The organism is Cognatishimia maritima (assembly GCF_900129685.1).
In the GTDB taxonomy this organism is placed as follows: domain Bacteria; phylum Pseudomonadota; class Alphaproteobacteria; order Rhodobacterales; family Rhodobacteraceae; genus Cognatishimia; species Cognatishimia maritima.
Genome location: NZ_FQWM01000001.1, coordinates 210709 through 225499, shown reverse-complemented (window position 1 = coordinate 225499; position 14791 = coordinate 210709). Strand labels below are relative to the sequence as shown.

The window sequence follows — 14791 nt, the reverse complement described above, 5'->3', positions numbered from 1 at the left end:
ACGCACCTGTAGCTCAGCTGGATAGAGCGCTGCCCTCCGAAGGCAGAGGCCAGAGGTTCGAATCCTCTCAGGTGCGCCATAAAATCAATACCTTAGACGTTAATCATGGGTGCCTGATCCTTATTGGCCACTTGATCATCCATTATGCGGGATTCAAAGCGGCTTTCACCCATGAGAAACGCCGCGCGAATGTTCGCGCGGCGCCAAGTAAAGAGTAACTTGCCCTGAAAACCGTTATTTCAGGTTATCAACAGCAGCCAAGGCAAAGCCTTCCACCAGTGCGGTGTAGAAGTCATCCTTGGACGGCGGGATCACGATAGTCGCCGCTGGCACCGCTGTATCGCCAGCAACGGCAGAAATGCTCAGCGGGAAGCTGTGAATGGCTTTGATCGTCGTGTCGTTTTCATCGCCATTGCGGGACGGCTCTGCATAGTCATAAAGAACCACAGCGCCTTCTAGGCGGTTGAACTCACCCGTTTGCGGCAGCATTGGGTTGCCGTTCAAGCTGACGTCGCTGATCTTGACGACCAAACGGTCACCGAAGGGTTCATCTTTGTATTCGACGTGCTTCATCAGCGCTTCGTTCAAGTCTTTGTCGATGTCAGGCCAGTACTCCAGTGCGTTGCTGTTGGCAAAGTCTGACAGGTCGCTTTTGACGTCGATTTCGGCAACGGTAATTGTGTTGGCCTGTGCCATCGCTGCTGTTGCGACAGTCGCGAGTGCAATTGCGGTGGTACGTAGCTTATTCATGTTCTTTCCTTTCCATTTGCCATACCCCGAGCGTCCAAAACACCGTTTCAGCCGCCAAGGCATTCAGGGGGAAAACCCGGCGCGGTGCCTTCGGTTCCCTCTGTTCAAAGCAAAATCAAAAGATCGGCGACATGCCGCTGACTTGGATGCTTTATATTACTGCACAGATACAAGCGGCACGTTCGCCGGGAGAATTCAAACTGATCGAGGTGGTCACACGTAGTGTACTTTTTCGACCCAGAAGAAGTTTTCAGAATTCTGGAACCAAATGGGTCTGCCAACGTTGTGTGTTTGAAGCAACCAGAGGGAAACCAATGAAAAAGTATGCTCTAGTATTGCCAATTGTCGTGTCGGTCGCCGCCTGTCAGACCACAACAGAACAATCTACGCTTGCAGGCGCTGCCGCTGGTGCGGCAATCGGTGCAAGCGTTTCGGGCGATGATGATAAGCTTCAAGGTGCCATTATTGGTGGTGCGGTTGGCGCGGCTGCCGGGAATTATGTCGGCAAAGCCAATGAACCTGGCCAGTGCATCTACACGGATCGCTACGGCAACCAATATGTTGCCGCCTGTCCATCCTAATAGGTATTCAGTGTAAGCTGCTCGATGACCCCGGCATAATCCTGTCGGGGTCTTAGCGACCCCAAGTCCGAACCGGTCCGCAATCCATGTGAACGAAATTTGATCCGGAATAGCGACCGACGCCGCCTGCACGACAGGCTGCCGCGGCCTTGGCGATTTGATTGACCGAGCGTGATCCTAGTCGCAAATCCGCCGCCTGTCCCTGCATATGCAGAGAGTTCTTGGCAACGCCACGCGATCGGCTGCGCAACATGCTATTGGTCTGGGGGCTGCGATACCCGGACAGCATCATGTATGGGTCACCGGCATCCAGCAAATTATGGGATGCGGCCATGATGTCTAGGGTCCGAATGTCGATGTTCTTAACGCTATCCGTGCGCCAGTCGCGCATGAAATAGTTGATCTCTTTGATCGCTTCTTTGATGTAGTCACCTTCGATCCAATAGATCGTATCGATGCTTTCACCAGTGCGCCCGGAATACATCCGAAGGCGCCGAATGTCGCCGCTGCCACGAAGGAAGCCTGCTGCATTTGAGAATGTCGGTGCGGCTGTAATGGCCGTAGCTGCAAATGCACCTAACACGCCACGCCGCGTGATGCTCGAAGAGCCGTCGGTCGTCATAGTATTGCGCCTGTCCCGTCGCTTACCTGCCCCACAACGTTGTGTGAGTATGTTATCCCCAGATGTGAGGCACTTATGTCACAACAGGATTCGCGCACCAAGCAAAAGATTTACAATGACCCCAAAAGCAAAGTATTTGCGCGGAATTTTGCGCAAATGTGCGGCAGCGGGTTAAAGCTCGGTTAACACGATGCAGGGATGCATCAACGTGGAAATGATCTTTGTTTTCAGCAAAATGTGAATGGACTTTTGCCCCCGCACACCTAGAAAAATACATTGATCAATACATTCGTGCACGAATTGAGGATATGGAAATGCGTGGTACCCAAGGCCTGTCGAAAGCGTTGGCCTTTCTCTTATTTGTTGTTTTTGCCAGTCTGAACGCAACCCCTGGCCTTGCTCAGGTCACAGCTTTGAAGCAGTCGATTGCGGAATCGGCGCAGGGTGATTCTGACCTCGCGGCCTATTATCGCGATGCGGGGTATGAACCGATCTGGACAGGTCGCGGCAAAGAGGCACGCGAACGGCGCAAAGCGTTGTTTGCAGCTTTGAGCGATGTCGAGATGCACGGGCTCAGCACGCGCCGGTACAAAACCGAACAACTGATGGCGCAGCTGAAAGCCGCAAAAACGACACGGGACCTCGGTCAGGTCGAAGTCGCACTTTCCAAGACCTTCCTTCAATATGCCCGCGATGTGCAGACGGGCATGCTGACACCGAAAAGAGTTGATGCCAACATCGTGCGCAAAGTGCCTTATCGCGCCCGGAAATCTTACCTCGAAAACTTTGTGAAAAGCTCTCCGCGCAAGTTCATGGAATCGCTGCCACCGCAGACACCCGAGTATACGCGCCTGATGAAAGAGAAGATGCAGCTTGAAAAGCTGATGTCTAAAGGTGGCTATGGAGCGAAAGTTGCGGCCAGCCGTCTCGAACCGGGTGACAGCGGGGTCGGCGTTGTGCAGATGCGCGACCGCCTGATCCGCATGGGCTATTTGAAGCGCAACGCAAGCAGCACCTTTGATGGAACACTGCAAAAAGCAGTGCAACAATTCCAATTGAACCACGGTCTGAACCCAGATGGGGTTGCGGGCGATGGAACTTTGGCCGCGCTGAACACCTCAGTTGAGGAGCGGATTCAGTCGATTATCGTCGCGATGGAGCGGGAACGCTGGACAAATATGCCTCGCGGCAAGCGCCACATCATGGTGAACCTGACAGATTTTTCGGCAGTAATCATGGACAATGGCAAAGAAACGTTTCGGACACGAACAGTTATCGGCGCAAATATCCATGATCGTGTTAGCCCGGAATTTTCGGACACGATGGAGCATATGGTGATCAATCCAACGTGGAATGTTCCGCGTTCGATTGCGACCAAGGAATATCTCCCTATGCTTAAGAAAAACCCAAATTCCGTCAAGCACTTGAAACTCTATGATGAGGCGGGGCGTGTGGTCAGCCGCGATGGGACTGATTTTACGCAATTCACTCAGGCAAACTTCCCGTTTGACATCAAACAACCGCCCAGCCGCTCCAACGCTTTGGGTCTGGTGAAGTTCATGTTCCCGAACCGCTACAATATCTACCTGCACGATACGCCTGCAAAGAACCTGTTCTCACGTGAGACCCGCGCCTATAGCCATGGATGTATCCGCCTGCAGAAACCGTTTGAGTTTGCTTATGAACTGCTTTCCAAGCAGACGAGCAACCCAAAGGGAGTTTTCCATGGGCATTTGGAAACTGGCCGCGAAACGCAGGTAAATCTGGAACAACACGTACCAGTCCACATCATGTACCGGACTGCCTTTACACAAGCGAAAGGCCCGATCCAATTCCGCCGCGACATCTATGGTCGTGACGCAAAGATCTGGAAGGCCCTAGAAAACGAAGGGGTGGCTTTGGCCAGCGTTCGTGGCTAAATAGCGCCCTAAGTTTTGGGGGTTATATGGCTTATACCATAAAAGAAATCGCAGAGGCTCTGGGGGCAGTTGCCCGTGGAGCCTCTGATCTTATGGTCAACGGGCTGGCAGAGCCTGCTGCAGCGGGCAGGGATGACCTCGCCTTGGCCCTAAGCCCCAAGTTTGCCGAAAGCTTGCCCATGGGCGACGCCCAAGCTGCCGTCCTTTGGGAGGGGGCGGATTGGCAGGCGCTCGGCTTGAAAGCTGCGATCACAGTCCCGCGCGCGCGTTTCGCAATGGCGACGCTGACCCGTCAGTTTGATCTTGGTCACGGGGCGGCAGTTGGCATCCACCCTAGCGCGGTCGTCGATCCCAAAGCGACGATTGGCCAAAACGTCTCTGTCGGCCCGCTGGCCGTTATTGAGGCAGGCGCACGCATCGGCGACAACTGCCAGATCGGCGCACAGTGCTATATTGGTCTCGATGTCACCTTGGGGGCGAACGCGGTGCTACGAGATCACGTCAGCCTGCTGGCGCGAGTTAGCATTGGCGATGACTTCTGGTGCCAATCGGGCGCACGTATCGGTGGCGACGGGTTTTCATTTGTCACGCCAGAGAAAAACCACGTCGAAACCGCACGTGAAAGCCTTGGCAAAGACGTAACACAAGACAGCCAATCTTGGGTGCGCATCCACAGCGTGGGGTCTGTGACCATCGGAGACAACGTGGAAATCGGTGCCAATACCACGATCGACCGCGGCACCATTCGCGACACACGGATCGGCAGCGGTACCAAAATCGATAATCTGGTGCAGGTCGGCCATAACGTTGTGATCGGAGAGAACTGTTTGCTGTGCGGGCAAGTTGGTGTCGCAGGATCGACACATATCGGGAATAACACCGTGCTCGGCGGTCAAACCGGCGTCGCGGACAACTTGACCATTGGGGACAATGTGGTCACAGGAGGAGGGTCTATGGTTCTGTCGAACGTGCCCTCAGGACGCGCCATGCTGGGCTATCCAGCCACCAAAATGGAAACACATATTGAAGCCTATAAAGGCTTGCGAAGGTTGCCACGTCTGGCGAAAGACATAGCTGAGTTGAAGAAAGCTATTTTAAATTTGCCGACGAAAGACTAAATCAACCGTTAAGTCTGGCGAAAGGAAGACAGAATGAGCGTCAAAGACAAGGTTATTGAGATCATTGCCGAGCAGGCAGTGTTAGAAACATCCGACGTCACCATGGAGAGCACGCTTGAAGATCTGGGCATCGACAGCCTCGGTTTGGTCGAAAGCATTTTTGCCATTGAAGAGGCGTTTGACATCTCTGTTCCTTTCAACGCCAATGAACCCACCGAAAGCGATTTTGATATCTCTTCGGTTGCCTCCATTATTGCAGGCATTGAAAAACTGGTGGCGGAGCAAGCTTGATCCGCTGCCGACAAACTCCTGAAAGTAAACTGCTATGAATCGTGTCGTGATCACCGGGGCCGGGACAATCAACGCCTTGGGCCACACCGTTGCCGAGACATGGGCGGCCATGAAAGAAGGCAAATGCGGCATCGGTCCTTTGGAAATGAAGGACGTTGACCGGCTTACAATCAAAATTGGTGGGCAGGTGCAGGGCTTTGACGCCTGCACAACGTTTAACCGGCAGCAATTGGCGCTTTATGATCGTTTCACTCAATTCGCCCTGATCGCAGCGCGCGAGGCCGTGGCGCAATCGGGATTGGAGTTTTCTGGCGAAATGGCCGCGAAATCGGGCGTGGTTCTTGGCACCTCGGGTGGCGGTATGCAAACGCTCGATGAAAACTACCGCAATGTTTACGAAGAAGGCAAAAACCGTGTTCACCCGTTTGTGGTACCCAAGCTGATGAACAACGCGGCGGCCAGCCATATTTCTATGGAATTCAACCTCAAAGGGCCGTCGTTTACTGTCGCAACAGCCTGCGCAAGTTCCAACCACGCCATGAGCCAAGCCTTTCAGATGGTGCGCAGCGGCATGGCACCGGTCATGGTAACAGGCGGGTCTGAAAGCATGCTGTGCTTTGGCGGTGTAAAGGCCTGGGAAGGGCTGCGCGTGATGTCCAAAGACGGCTGTCGGCCGTTCTCTGCCAACCGCAATGGCATGGTCCAAGGCGAGGGCGCTGGGGTGTTTGTGTTTGAAGAATACGAACACGCCAAGGCACGAGGGGCCGAGATCCTCGCCGAGGTTTCCGGTTTCGCGATGAGCTCAGATGCAAGTGATATCGTAATGCCCTCTAAACAAGGGGCTGCGCGGGCAATTTCTGGTGCTTTGAGAGACGCCAAACTCAACCCTTCGGACGTTGGCTATATCAATGCACACGGCACCGGTACCGCAGCAAACGACAAAACGGAATGTGCGGCCGTGGCGGATGTGTTTGGACGCCATGCGGACAGTCTGATGATCAGTTCAACGAAATCGATGCACGGGCATCTGATCGGGGGAACCGGCGCGGTCGAACTTTTGGCCTGTATCATGGCGCTGAAGGAAGGCGTGATTGCACCGACCATTGGCTATGAGGAGCCAGACCCAGAATGTGCGCTGGACGTTGTTCCAAACGAGGCCCGCGAAGCCAAGGTTGACGCTGTGCTGTCCAACGCCTTTGCTTTTGGTGGCTTAAACGCGGTGCTTGCGCTACGCGCGATCTAAATCATATCCGGAAAAACAAAGCCCTCCCAACATCTTGGAAGGGCTTTTTCATGTGGCGCATGAATCTATTACTGGCTGATGCGGTCAAAAGCAGCCGTGAATCCTGTAAGCGACATATCCACCACAACAACCTGGTCTGGTGCGACTGCTGGAACAATCGCAACCGACGCTTTCGCGCCGCGTTTGTAGGCGTTGACGTCTTCTTCGGTCAGACCCACACGTGACACGCAGCCTTTGACCAAACAAAAGGCAAAAGGATAGCGTTTACCAGCCCCATCATCGATTGCGATTGTCAGCTGCGGCGGAAGCAAGGTTTCCAATGGTGCAACGATAGAGCCGCCGGCAAACACCGCTGGCTGGTCAACGACACGGAACAGATTCACCTCGATCACCGCGTCACCGTCCTGGTTCTTTAAGAGCTGATACATCTGGCAGCGCTCACCGGTTTCAAGCGCTTGGCAATTTACGGTCCAGTCGCCAAAGGTTTCGCTGGTGATTTCTGGTACAACGGGTTGCCCCTGGGCCAGATCTCCGGTTGCAGGCGCCTGCTCCTGCGCGAGGATTGCGGTCGGCAGCGCAATAATTGCCGCGGCCAGGTGGTTCTTGATCTTGTTAATCATGTTTTTCCAAACCCTTACTGTCGCCCCAGCAGTTATCATGTCTGGGGCAGAGTGTCAGGGTGGATTTCGGGTGCGCATAAGGTGCTCTGCAAGAAATTGCCGGTGAGACGACCAACACAAATCATGGAAGTGGCCCGGCAGCGCGCAAAGAACGCTGGCAAAAGAAAAAGGGGCCAGAGGCCCCTTTTTAACTTTTTTCTCCCCGTCGGACTGGCCGACTTATTTTGTGTTTCGGACGCTAGGACGAATCTCCGCATCGGTCAACGGTCTTTGGTCATTTTTTCTTCACAATTTGGGATAGGAGGGTCGATGGCCCTGAAAATCCCATATAAACAGCAATTTGCGTTGTATTTGTCGACGAGATTGGCACTGTTGTGGCGATCAGAGCGACACAAAGTGATTTCGAGACGGAGGGAACCCTTGGAAAATTCGATCTTTCTGGGCGGAGGTGGCGAAGACTATGCCACGCAACAGTTCCTCAACCTGAAATACGCCAACCGCCACGGGCTGATTGCAGGTGCGACAGGCACCGGCAAAACCGTCACACTGCAAATTATGGCCGAAGGGTTCAGCAACGCAGGCGTTCCCGTGTTTTTGGCGGATGTGAAAGGCGATCTGTCGGGTCTTGCGGGGTCAGGCTCCGCTGATTTCAAACTGCATGAGGCGTTCACCAGCCGCGCGGAAACGATTGGCTTCACCGACTACAGTTATGAAAGCTTTCCAGTCACATTCTGGGACCTCTTCGGCAAAAAGGGCCACCCGATCCGCACCACGGTTTCCGAAATGGGACCGCTGCTGATCTCTCGTCTTTTGGAACTGTCCGAGGCGCAAGAAGGCATCCTTAATATCGCCTTCCGCTTGGCGGACGAAGAGGGGCTGCCGCTTTTAGATCTGAAAGACCTACAGTCATTGCTGGTCTGGGTTGGGGAGAATCGCAAAGATCTATCGCTGCGCTATGGAAATATTTCTGTACAATCCATTGGGGCCATTCAACGCCGGTTGATGGTGCTAGAGAACCAAGGCGCGGCAGAGTTTTTTGGCGAACCGGCGCTGGACCTAAGGGACCTGATCCGCACAACAGACACCGGGCGAGGGCAGGTCAATATCCTTGCCGCAGACAAGTTGATGGCCTCACCGCGGCTTTATGCGACCTTCCTCTTGTGGTTGCTAAGCGAGTTGTTCGAAGACCTGCCCGAAGTCGGCGACCCCGATAAACCCAAGCTGGTATTTTTCTTTGATGAGGCGCATCTCCTGTTTGATGACGCCCCAAAAGCGCTTGTTGATAAGGTCGAACAGGTGGCCCGTCTGATCCGTTCCAAAGGCGTTGGCGTCTATTTCATCACGCAAAACCCTGCGGATGTGCCCGAAGATATCTTGGGCCAGCTTGGTAACCGTGTGCAGCACGCCTTGCGCGCTTTCACCGCCAAGGACCGCAAAGACCTGCGCTTAGCGGCGGAGACCTATCGCGACAACCCACGCTTTTCGACAGAAGAGGCCATTCGCGACGTCGGCGTCGGGGAAGCGGTGACATCGACGCTTTTGAAAAAGGGCGTCCCAAGTATTGTGGAACGCACCCTAATCCGTCCCCCGTCCTCGCAATTGGGACCAATTTCAGATGCCCTACGCAATGATGTCATGGCCGCCAGCGACCTGGACACAAAATATCGTGACACGGTCGACCGCCGGTCTGCTTTTGAAATCCTGAAATCACGTGCTGAACAGGCAGCAGAGGACGCCGAACGTTTGGAAGCGAAAGAAGACAATATGAGCGCACCGGATCGCGAATTTGCTTCCGGTCGGCGCTACAACGGGTCTCGGGTCGGCAAATCCACCAGCCGCCGCGTGGGGCGCGGATCGCAAAAAACCTTTGGGGAACAGATGACTCAAATGGTCGTCAAAGAACTGACCGGCACCACCGGACGCAAACTTGTGCGTGGCATTCTGGGTGGATTATTCAAGGGGCGTTGAACCTGTCAAAACCCACATTTGGCTCCGGCGGTAGGGATCGAACCTACGACCAATTGATTAACAGTCAACTGCTCTACCGCTGAGCTACGCCGGAACAAATGCGTAGGGTTTTTGTTGGCTCCGGCGGTAGGGATCGAACCTACGACCAATTGATTAACAGTCAACTGCTCTACCGCTGAGCTACGCCGGAACAACGAGGGATCGTATAGCTAACGAAATTTTCGCCGTCCAGAGGGCGTGTTACATTTTTTTCGTTTTCGCGGGTCTTTTTTAGACGGCTTCAAATATTGCTTCCATTTCAAAGGGTTGACTTGTTGCGGCAAGCCCGCGGCCCGCTAGGTCGATCAGATGCGCCAAGACATTGCGTTGGGCCGCGCGCAAAAGCTTCGGATTCACGTCCACGTATATCGCGCGTGCAAGGGCTTCGGCAGTGGCAGGGCCGTTCCTAAGCTGCGTCAGAATTTCCATTTCTCGTGAGCGCCGGTGTGCAATCAGCCAGTCGAGCCGCGCGTTTGGGTCGTGAATTGGCGCACCGTGGCCAGAGTAAAAGACACGCCAGTCTGTCGTAGACAAACGATCACAGGAGGCCATGAAATCGGTCAAATCACCGTCAGGCGGAGAGACAAGCGAACTTGCCCAGCCCATGATATGATCGCCAGTGAAACAGGCATCCCGCCAAGCAAGGCAAATGTGATTTCCCATATGCCCGGGTGTGTGAATGACGCGCAGTTTGCCACCGTCAACGTCGATCATATCGCCATCCGCCACGGTACGGTCTGGCGCAAAGTTCCAGTCAACGCCTTCACCGCCCCCGATCTCTGCTGTCGTTTCAAGCGCCTTCATCACATCACTGCGCCCTGCGAATGAATCGCCAAAACCTATGATTTCGGCACCCGTTTCGCGCTGCAAAACTGCTGCAAGCGGAGAGTGGTCTTTATGGCTGTGGGTCACCACAATCTGCGTGATGGTCTGGTCTGGCTGCACCGCGTTCAGAATCGCCTTTAGGTGCGGGGCGCTCTCTGGTCCCGGGTCGATCACGGTCAGTCGTTGCGCACCCAGAAGATAAGTATTCGTGCCCCAATAGGTCATGGGCGAGGGGTTCGGGGCAAGGATCGCGCGCAGCCCGGTTTCAAGCTCTACAGGTTGCCCAACTTTCGGTGGGTTTTCTTGGCTTCGCCCCGACATCCTGTTTCCTTCCTGCTTATTTCGCGGCTAGGTTTAGCGCATGACCTTTGCTTGGCTCAAACAATACGTGCCCCGTGGGCTATATGGCCGCGCCGCGCTGATCCTGATCTTGCCTGTTGTGACCCTACAACTGGTGGTTTCCGTTGTCTTTATTCAACGCCATTTCGAGGGCGTGACAACCCAGATGACGCGAAGCCTGTCCAATGAATTGCGGCTGGTGCTGCGCCAGATAGACGAAGCGCCTTCGCAACCGGCGGCAATTGAAAGCGTGGCGGAAACGCTGGCAGAGCTAGAAATCGCGGTTCAGTTTGCGCCAGAGGCGACGCTTGAGCCGCAGCGCCGGTGGTTTGATTTCTCGGGTCTCGTCGTAGCAAGGGTATTGCACGACCAATTGCCTGAGGTGCAGGCCGTGCAACTGCCCAATGATCGCGAAACAAAAGTGTTTGCAGAGACGCGATTTGGTACTGCGCTGCTCGCCTTTAATCGCGCCCGTGTGTCAGCCACAAACCCGCACCAATTGCTGGTCAATATGGTGTTCTTCGGGGTGCTGATGACACTGATCGCGTTTGTCTACCTGCGCAACCAACTGCGCCCAATCACCCGCCTAGCAGCGGCGGCAGAGGCGTTCGGACGTGGGCGTCACGTGCCGTACTCTCCGGCCGGGGCGTTAGAGGTCCGTGCCGCAGGCGGCGCGTTCCTCGACATGCGCGCCCGCATCGAACGCCAGATTGAACAGCGCACAATGTTGCTGTCCGGCGTTAGCCACGACCTGCGCACGCCCCTGACTCGCATGCGACTGGGGCTTTCGTTCTTGGACGAAGAAGACCGCGCGCCCTTGGAACGTGATGTCGATGACATGCAGCGCATGCTGGATGAATTCCTAAGCTTCGCGCGCGGCGCCAGCGATGTTACCCCTGAAGAAACCGATTTTTGCCCGTTCTTCAAAGATATCGCCGACGGATTTAATCAAAGAGAAGAACGCGTGACCGTTTCCTCCTGCGATATCTCAATGCCTTTGATGATCAAGAAGATGGTGCTAAAGCGCGCGATTGAAAACCTGATCAATAACGCCTTGCGCTATGGTGAGATCGTCGAGATCAGCGCCATTCAAATGAAACGTTCTGTTATCATTCGGGTCGAAGACAACGGACCAGGCATCCCAGAGGATCAACGCGAGGAAGCGCTGAAACCATTCAGCCGACTAGAGCCTGCCCGCAATCAAAACAAAGGCAGCGGCGTAGGGCTGGGCCTCTCCATCGCCGCCGATGCCGCCCGCGCCCATGGGGGCGTTTTGCGTCTGGAAACCAGCGAAAAACTCGGCGGCTTGCGCGCAGACATTGTGATCGCAGTCTAGTGGTGTTCGGTGAAGGAAAATCTGGTAGGCCCGGCAGGACTTGAACCCGCAACCAAAGCGTTATGAGCGCTCTGCTCTAACCAATTGAGCTACAGGCCCACCGTGGCGGTAGTGCTAAGGTCAACCGCAGGGCGGGTCAAGCGGATTTGGCGGCAAAAATGGGGTGGGATGTGCACACACCGTTGCCCTTTTTGCGTCATTGGTTTAGGGCCGTCGCAACAGCGACTAGGAGAGTTCGATGAGCGACGGCAAGAACGGTATTACCTATGCAGACGCGGGTGTGGATATTGACGCAGGCAACGCGCTTGTGGAACGCATCAAGCCTGCTGCAAAGCGGACAACGCGCTCTGGTGTGATGGCTGGTCTGGGTGGTTTCGGCGCGCTTTTTGACCTTAAAGACGCGGGCTACACAGACCCGATTTTGGTTGCGGCCACCGATGGCGTTGGCACCAAGCTGCGCATTGCAATTGATACCGGAAACGTCGATGGCGTCGGAATCGACCTTGTGGCGATGTGTGTGAACGATCTGGTCTGTCAGGGCGCGGAACCACTGTTTTTCCTCGACTATTTCGCGACCGGCAAGCTGGAAACCGAAACGGCCGCGCGGATTATCGAAGGCATCGCCGAAGGCTGCTATCAATCAGGCTGCGCGCTGATTGGTGGTGAAACCGCTGAGATGCCGGGCATGTATGAAGCTGGCGACTTTGACCTCGCGGGTTTTGCCGTGGGCGCGATGGAACGTGGCGCGGACCTGCCAGCAGGTGTTGCCGAAGGCGACGTTCTGATTGGTTTGGCGTCAAACGGCATCCACTCCAACGGCTACTCTCTGGTGCGCAAGCTGGTCGAGGTCTCTGGCCTGAAATGGGAAGACGACTGCCCTTGGGAAGACGGCACGTTGGGTGCGTCGCTTCTGAAACCGACTCGTCTTTACGTCAAACAGGCGCTGGACGCGGTACGGGCAGGGGGCGTGCATGCGCTGGCTCATATCACAGGCGGCGGTCTGACCGAGAACCTGCCGCGTGTGCTGCCCGAGGATCTAGGCGCTGACATCGACCTTTCCGCTTGGGAATTGCCGGCCGTCTTCAAATGGCTGACCAAAACCGGCGGCATGGACGAAGCCGAAGCGCTGAAGACCTTCAACTGCGGCATCGGCATGATCCTATCCGTCGAGGCAGATCGCGCCGAAGCATTGACGACCCTACTGACCGAAGCAGGCGAAACAGTCTATCAGCTTGGCACCGTGACCAAGGGCGAAGGCGTGCGCTATTCAGGCAGTCTCCTGTGAAAAAACGGGTCGCGATCTTTATTTCGGGTGGCGGCTCCAACATGGTCCGCTTGGTCGAGGACATGCAATCTGGCGGTCACGCGGCTGAACCTGTGCTGGTTCTGGCCAATGATGCCGATGCAGGCGGCCTAAAGAAAGCAGCAGAGATGGGCGTGCCGATCGCTGTGGTCGATCACCGCCCTTTCAAAGGCGACCGGGAAGCCTTTCAGGCGGCGCTTAATGAAAAGCTGGATGCGGCCAATCCCGATATCCTCTGCCTTGCGGGGTTTATGCGGGTGCTGACTGAAAGCTTTGTCGCCCCTTGGGAGGGGCGGATGCTGAACATCCACCCGTCGCTCTTGCCGAAATATAAAGGCCTGCACACCCATGCGCGTGCGCTTGAAGCTGGGGACGCGGAACACGGCTGCACGGTGCACCTTGTGACACCAAAGCTGGACGATGGACCGATCCTTGGACAAGCACGTGTTCCGGTTCTTGACGGTGACACGCCGGATATGCTTGCCGCTCGTGTCCTGAAAGAAGAACACCGCCTCTATCCCGCCGTGCTGCGCCGGTTTGCTGCGGGCGACACGTCTTTTATGTCGCTCTAAGCCACATGATCCCTGACGCGGCGCTTTCGTTGCAATCCGTTAAATTTGCACGTAAGCCTATAGGCAAGGGCAACGAACAACGAAAAACGAAGACAGCCGCTTTATGATTACACTGACGACGACGGACGAACTGGCGCAATTCTGTGAAGAGGCGCGGCAGCATCCCTATGTCACGATCGACACCGAATTCCTGCGCGAACGGACTTATTATTCCAAGCTTTGCTTAATCCAGATGGCGTATCCCGGCGAGGGCGATGAGAACGCCGTTTTGGTGGACCCATTGGTCGAAGGGCTTTCTTTGGAGCCGCTATACGATCTCTTTCGCGACACGAATGTTGTCAAAGTTTTCCATGCGGCTCGGCAGGACCTCGAAATCTTCTTCATCGAGGCAGGCGTTTTCCCAGACCCACTGTTTGACACGCAGGTCGCGGCCATGGTGTGCGGATTTGGCGAACAGGTTGGCTACGAAACTCTTGTGCGCAAGATCGCGCGCCAAAGTCTGGACAAGTCCAGCCGTTTTACCGATTGGTCGCGCCGCCCTCTGACCGACGCGCAAAAGAAATACGCCCTTGGGGACGTGACGCATCTGCGCAAGATTTACGAATTCCTTGCAGACAAGATCGAGGAAAACGGGCGCGCTCGCTGGGTCAAAGAAGAACTGCAGGTCCTGACCTCTCCCAGCACCTACCAGATGGATCCAGAAGACGCTTGGCAACGTGTGAAAACACGCACCACAACGCCAAAATTCCTGGCCGTGGTGCGCGAATTGGCAAGGTTCAGGGAATCCTTTGCCCAAGACCGCAATATTCCACGCAATCGGGTGTTCAAAGACGATGCGCTGATTGAACTCGCCTCAACCAAACCACAGACGCCTGCTGACCTTGGCCGGTCGCGGCTTTTGCTGCGCGATGCGCGCAAGGGCGATATCGCTGATGGTATTTTGGCTGCGGTCAAAGCAGGGATCGAATGTCCGCCATCGGACATGCCGCGCGTCAAGAAAGCGCGCGACAACCAGCAAGTTAACCCGGCTTTGGCAGACCTGCTGCGCGTGCTTCTGAAATCGAAAACCGAATCTTCTGGCGTTGCCAGCAAGTTGATCGCAACCGCATCGGAACTTGACGCCATTGCGTCCGGTGAACGTGAGGTGCCATCCCTGTCAGGCTGGCGTCGAGAGGTGTTCGGCGAAGACGCCCTACGCCTTTGCAACGGCCAAATCGCGCTGTCCGCTAAGGGCAGCACGATCAAAATCGTCAATCTGAACTAAG

General features: G+C 55.3%; 14 protein-coding genes and 4 tRNA genes. 11 read left to right on the top strand and 7 right to left on the bottom strand.

Annotated features, from left to right (window positions below; translation table 11 throughout):
• The first annotated feature begins 2 nt into the window (after window positions 1–2).
• Window positions 3–79: transfer RNA gene (locus tag BUA39_RS01130), tRNA-Arg, on the top strand.
• A gap of 155 nt (window positions 80–234) precedes the next feature.
• On the opposite strand, the gene BUA39_RS01125 is transcribed toward BUA39_RS01130, so the two are convergent.
• Window positions 235–750 carry a hypothetical protein gene (locus BUA39_RS01125; protein ID WP_072789671.1) on the bottom strand — a complete coding sequence of 172 codons (516 nt, stop codon included), beginning with the start codon at window positions 748–750 and terminating at the stop codon, window positions 235–237.
• Between the two features lie 131 nt (window positions 751–881).
• Between BUA39_RS01125 and BUA39_RS17050 the strand changes: the two genes are divergently transcribed.
• Window positions 882–1331, top strand: coding sequence for a glycine zipper 2TM domain-containing protein (locus BUA39_RS17050; protein WP_341349515.1), 450 nt, complete (start codon window positions 882–884; stop codon window positions 1329–1331).
• A 52-nt stretch (window positions 1332–1383) separates the two neighbouring features.
• On the opposite strand, the gene mepK is transcribed toward BUA39_RS17050, so the two are convergent.
• Window positions 1384–1953 (bottom strand): peptidoglycan L,D-endopeptidase MepK, encoded by a 570-nt coding sequence (gene mepK / locus BUA39_RS01115; protein ID WP_072789665.1) that lies wholly within the window; start codon window positions 1951–1953, stop codon window positions 1384–1386.
• A gap of 314 nt (window positions 1954–2267) precedes the next feature.
• Between mepK and BUA39_RS01110 the strand changes: the two genes are divergently transcribed.
• From BUA39_RS01110 to BUA39_RS01095, 4 genes are read left to right on the top strand one after another with little or no spacing between them, the layout of a single operon-like run.
• Window positions 2268–3872 (top strand): L,D-transpeptidase family protein, encoded by a 1605-nt coding sequence (locus BUA39_RS01110; protein ID WP_072791643.1) that lies wholly within the window; start codon window positions 2268–2270, stop codon window positions 3870–3872.
• 26 nt (window positions 3873–3898) lie between these two features.
• Window positions 3899–4990, top strand: a complete 1092-nt coding sequence (locus BUA39_RS01105; protein ID WP_072789662.1) for a UDP-3-O-(3-hydroxymyristoyl)glucosamine N-acyltransferase — start codon at window positions 3899–3901, stop codon at window positions 4988–4990.
• Window positions 4991–5023: 33 nt separating this feature from the next.
• Window positions 5024–5281: an acyl carrier protein gene (locus BUA39_RS01100; protein WP_072789659.1), complete on the top strand. Its 258-nt coding sequence runs from the start codon at window positions 5024–5026 to the stop codon at window positions 5279–5281.
• A 34-nt stretch (window positions 5282–5315) separates the two neighbouring features.
• Window positions 5316–6524, top strand: coding sequence for a beta-ketoacyl-[acyl-carrier-protein] synthase family protein (locus BUA39_RS01095; protein ID WP_072789655.1), 1209 nt, complete (start codon window positions 5316–5318; stop codon window positions 6522–6524).
• Window positions 6525–6592: 68 nt separating this feature from the next.
• Here the strand turns inward: BUA39_RS01095 and BUA39_RS01090 are convergent, their stop codons facing one another.
• Complete coding sequence (locus tag BUA39_RS01090; RefSeq protein ID WP_072789652.1) at window positions 6593–7144, bottom strand: invasion associated locus B family protein; 552 nt, start codon at window positions 7142–7144, stop codon at window positions 6593–6595.
• A 420-nt stretch (window positions 7145–7564) separates the two neighbouring features.
• On the opposite strand from BUA39_RS01090, the gene BUA39_RS01085 reads away from it, so the two are divergent.
• Complete coding sequence (locus BUA39_RS01085) at window positions 7565–9112, top strand: helicase HerA-like domain-containing protein (protein ID WP_072789650.1); 1548 nt, start codon at window positions 7565–7567, stop codon at window positions 9110–9112.
• Window positions 9113–9131: 19 nt separating this feature from the next.
• Here the strand turns inward: BUA39_RS01085 and BUA39_RS01080 are convergent.
• The 3 genes from BUA39_RS01080 to BUA39_RS01070 form a co-directional block, all read right to left on the bottom strand.
• Window positions 9132–9206, bottom strand: a tRNA-Asn gene (locus BUA39_RS01080).
• Window positions 9207–9227: 21 nt separating this feature from the next.
• Window positions 9228–9302 (bottom strand) — tRNA-Asn (locus BUA39_RS01075).
• An 80-nt stretch (window positions 9303–9382) separates the two neighbouring features.
• Complete coding sequence (locus BUA39_RS01070) at window positions 9383–10297, bottom strand: MBL fold metallo-hydrolase (RefSeq protein ID WP_072789647.1); 915 nt, start codon at window positions 10295–10297, stop codon at window positions 9383–9385.
• A 40-nt stretch (window positions 10298–10337) separates the two neighbouring features.
• Here BUA39_RS01070 and BUA39_RS01065 point away from each other — a divergent pair, with 40 nt between their 5' ends.
• Window positions 10338–11651, top strand: a complete 1314-nt coding sequence (locus BUA39_RS01065) for an ATP-binding protein (protein WP_072789644.1) — start codon at window positions 10338–10340, stop codon at window positions 11649–11651.
• A 22-nt stretch (window positions 11652–11673) separates the two neighbouring features.
• On the opposite strand, the gene BUA39_RS01060 is transcribed toward BUA39_RS01065, so the two are convergent.
• Window positions 11674–11750, bottom strand: a tRNA-Ile gene (locus BUA39_RS01060).
• A gap of 139 nt (window positions 11751–11889) precedes the next feature.
• On the opposite strand from BUA39_RS01060, the gene purM reads away from it, so the two are divergent.
• The 3 genes from purM (at window position 11890) to rnd (ending at window position 14790) form a co-directional block, all read left to right on the top strand.
• Window positions 11890–12936, top strand: coding sequence for a phosphoribosylformylglycinamidine cyclo-ligase (purM, locus tag BUA39_RS01055; RefSeq protein WP_072789640.1), 1047 nt, complete (start codon window positions 11890–11892; stop codon window positions 12934–12936).
• Entirely contained in the window at window positions 12933–13526 is a 594-nt protein-coding gene (purN, locus tag BUA39_RS01050; RefSeq protein WP_072789637.1) for a phosphoribosylglycinamide formyltransferase, read from the top strand. Before purM ends, purN begins: the two co-directional genes overlap by 4 nt.
• Window positions 13527–13629: 103 nt before the next feature.
• The gene (rnd, locus tag BUA39_RS01045) at window positions 13630–14790 is read left to right on the top strand and encodes a ribonuclease D (RefSeq protein ID WP_072789634.1); all 1161 of its coding nucleotides are present in this window, start codon (window positions 13630–13632) and stop codon (window positions 14788–14790) included.
• The last annotated feature ends 1 nt before the right edge of the window (window position 14791 follow it).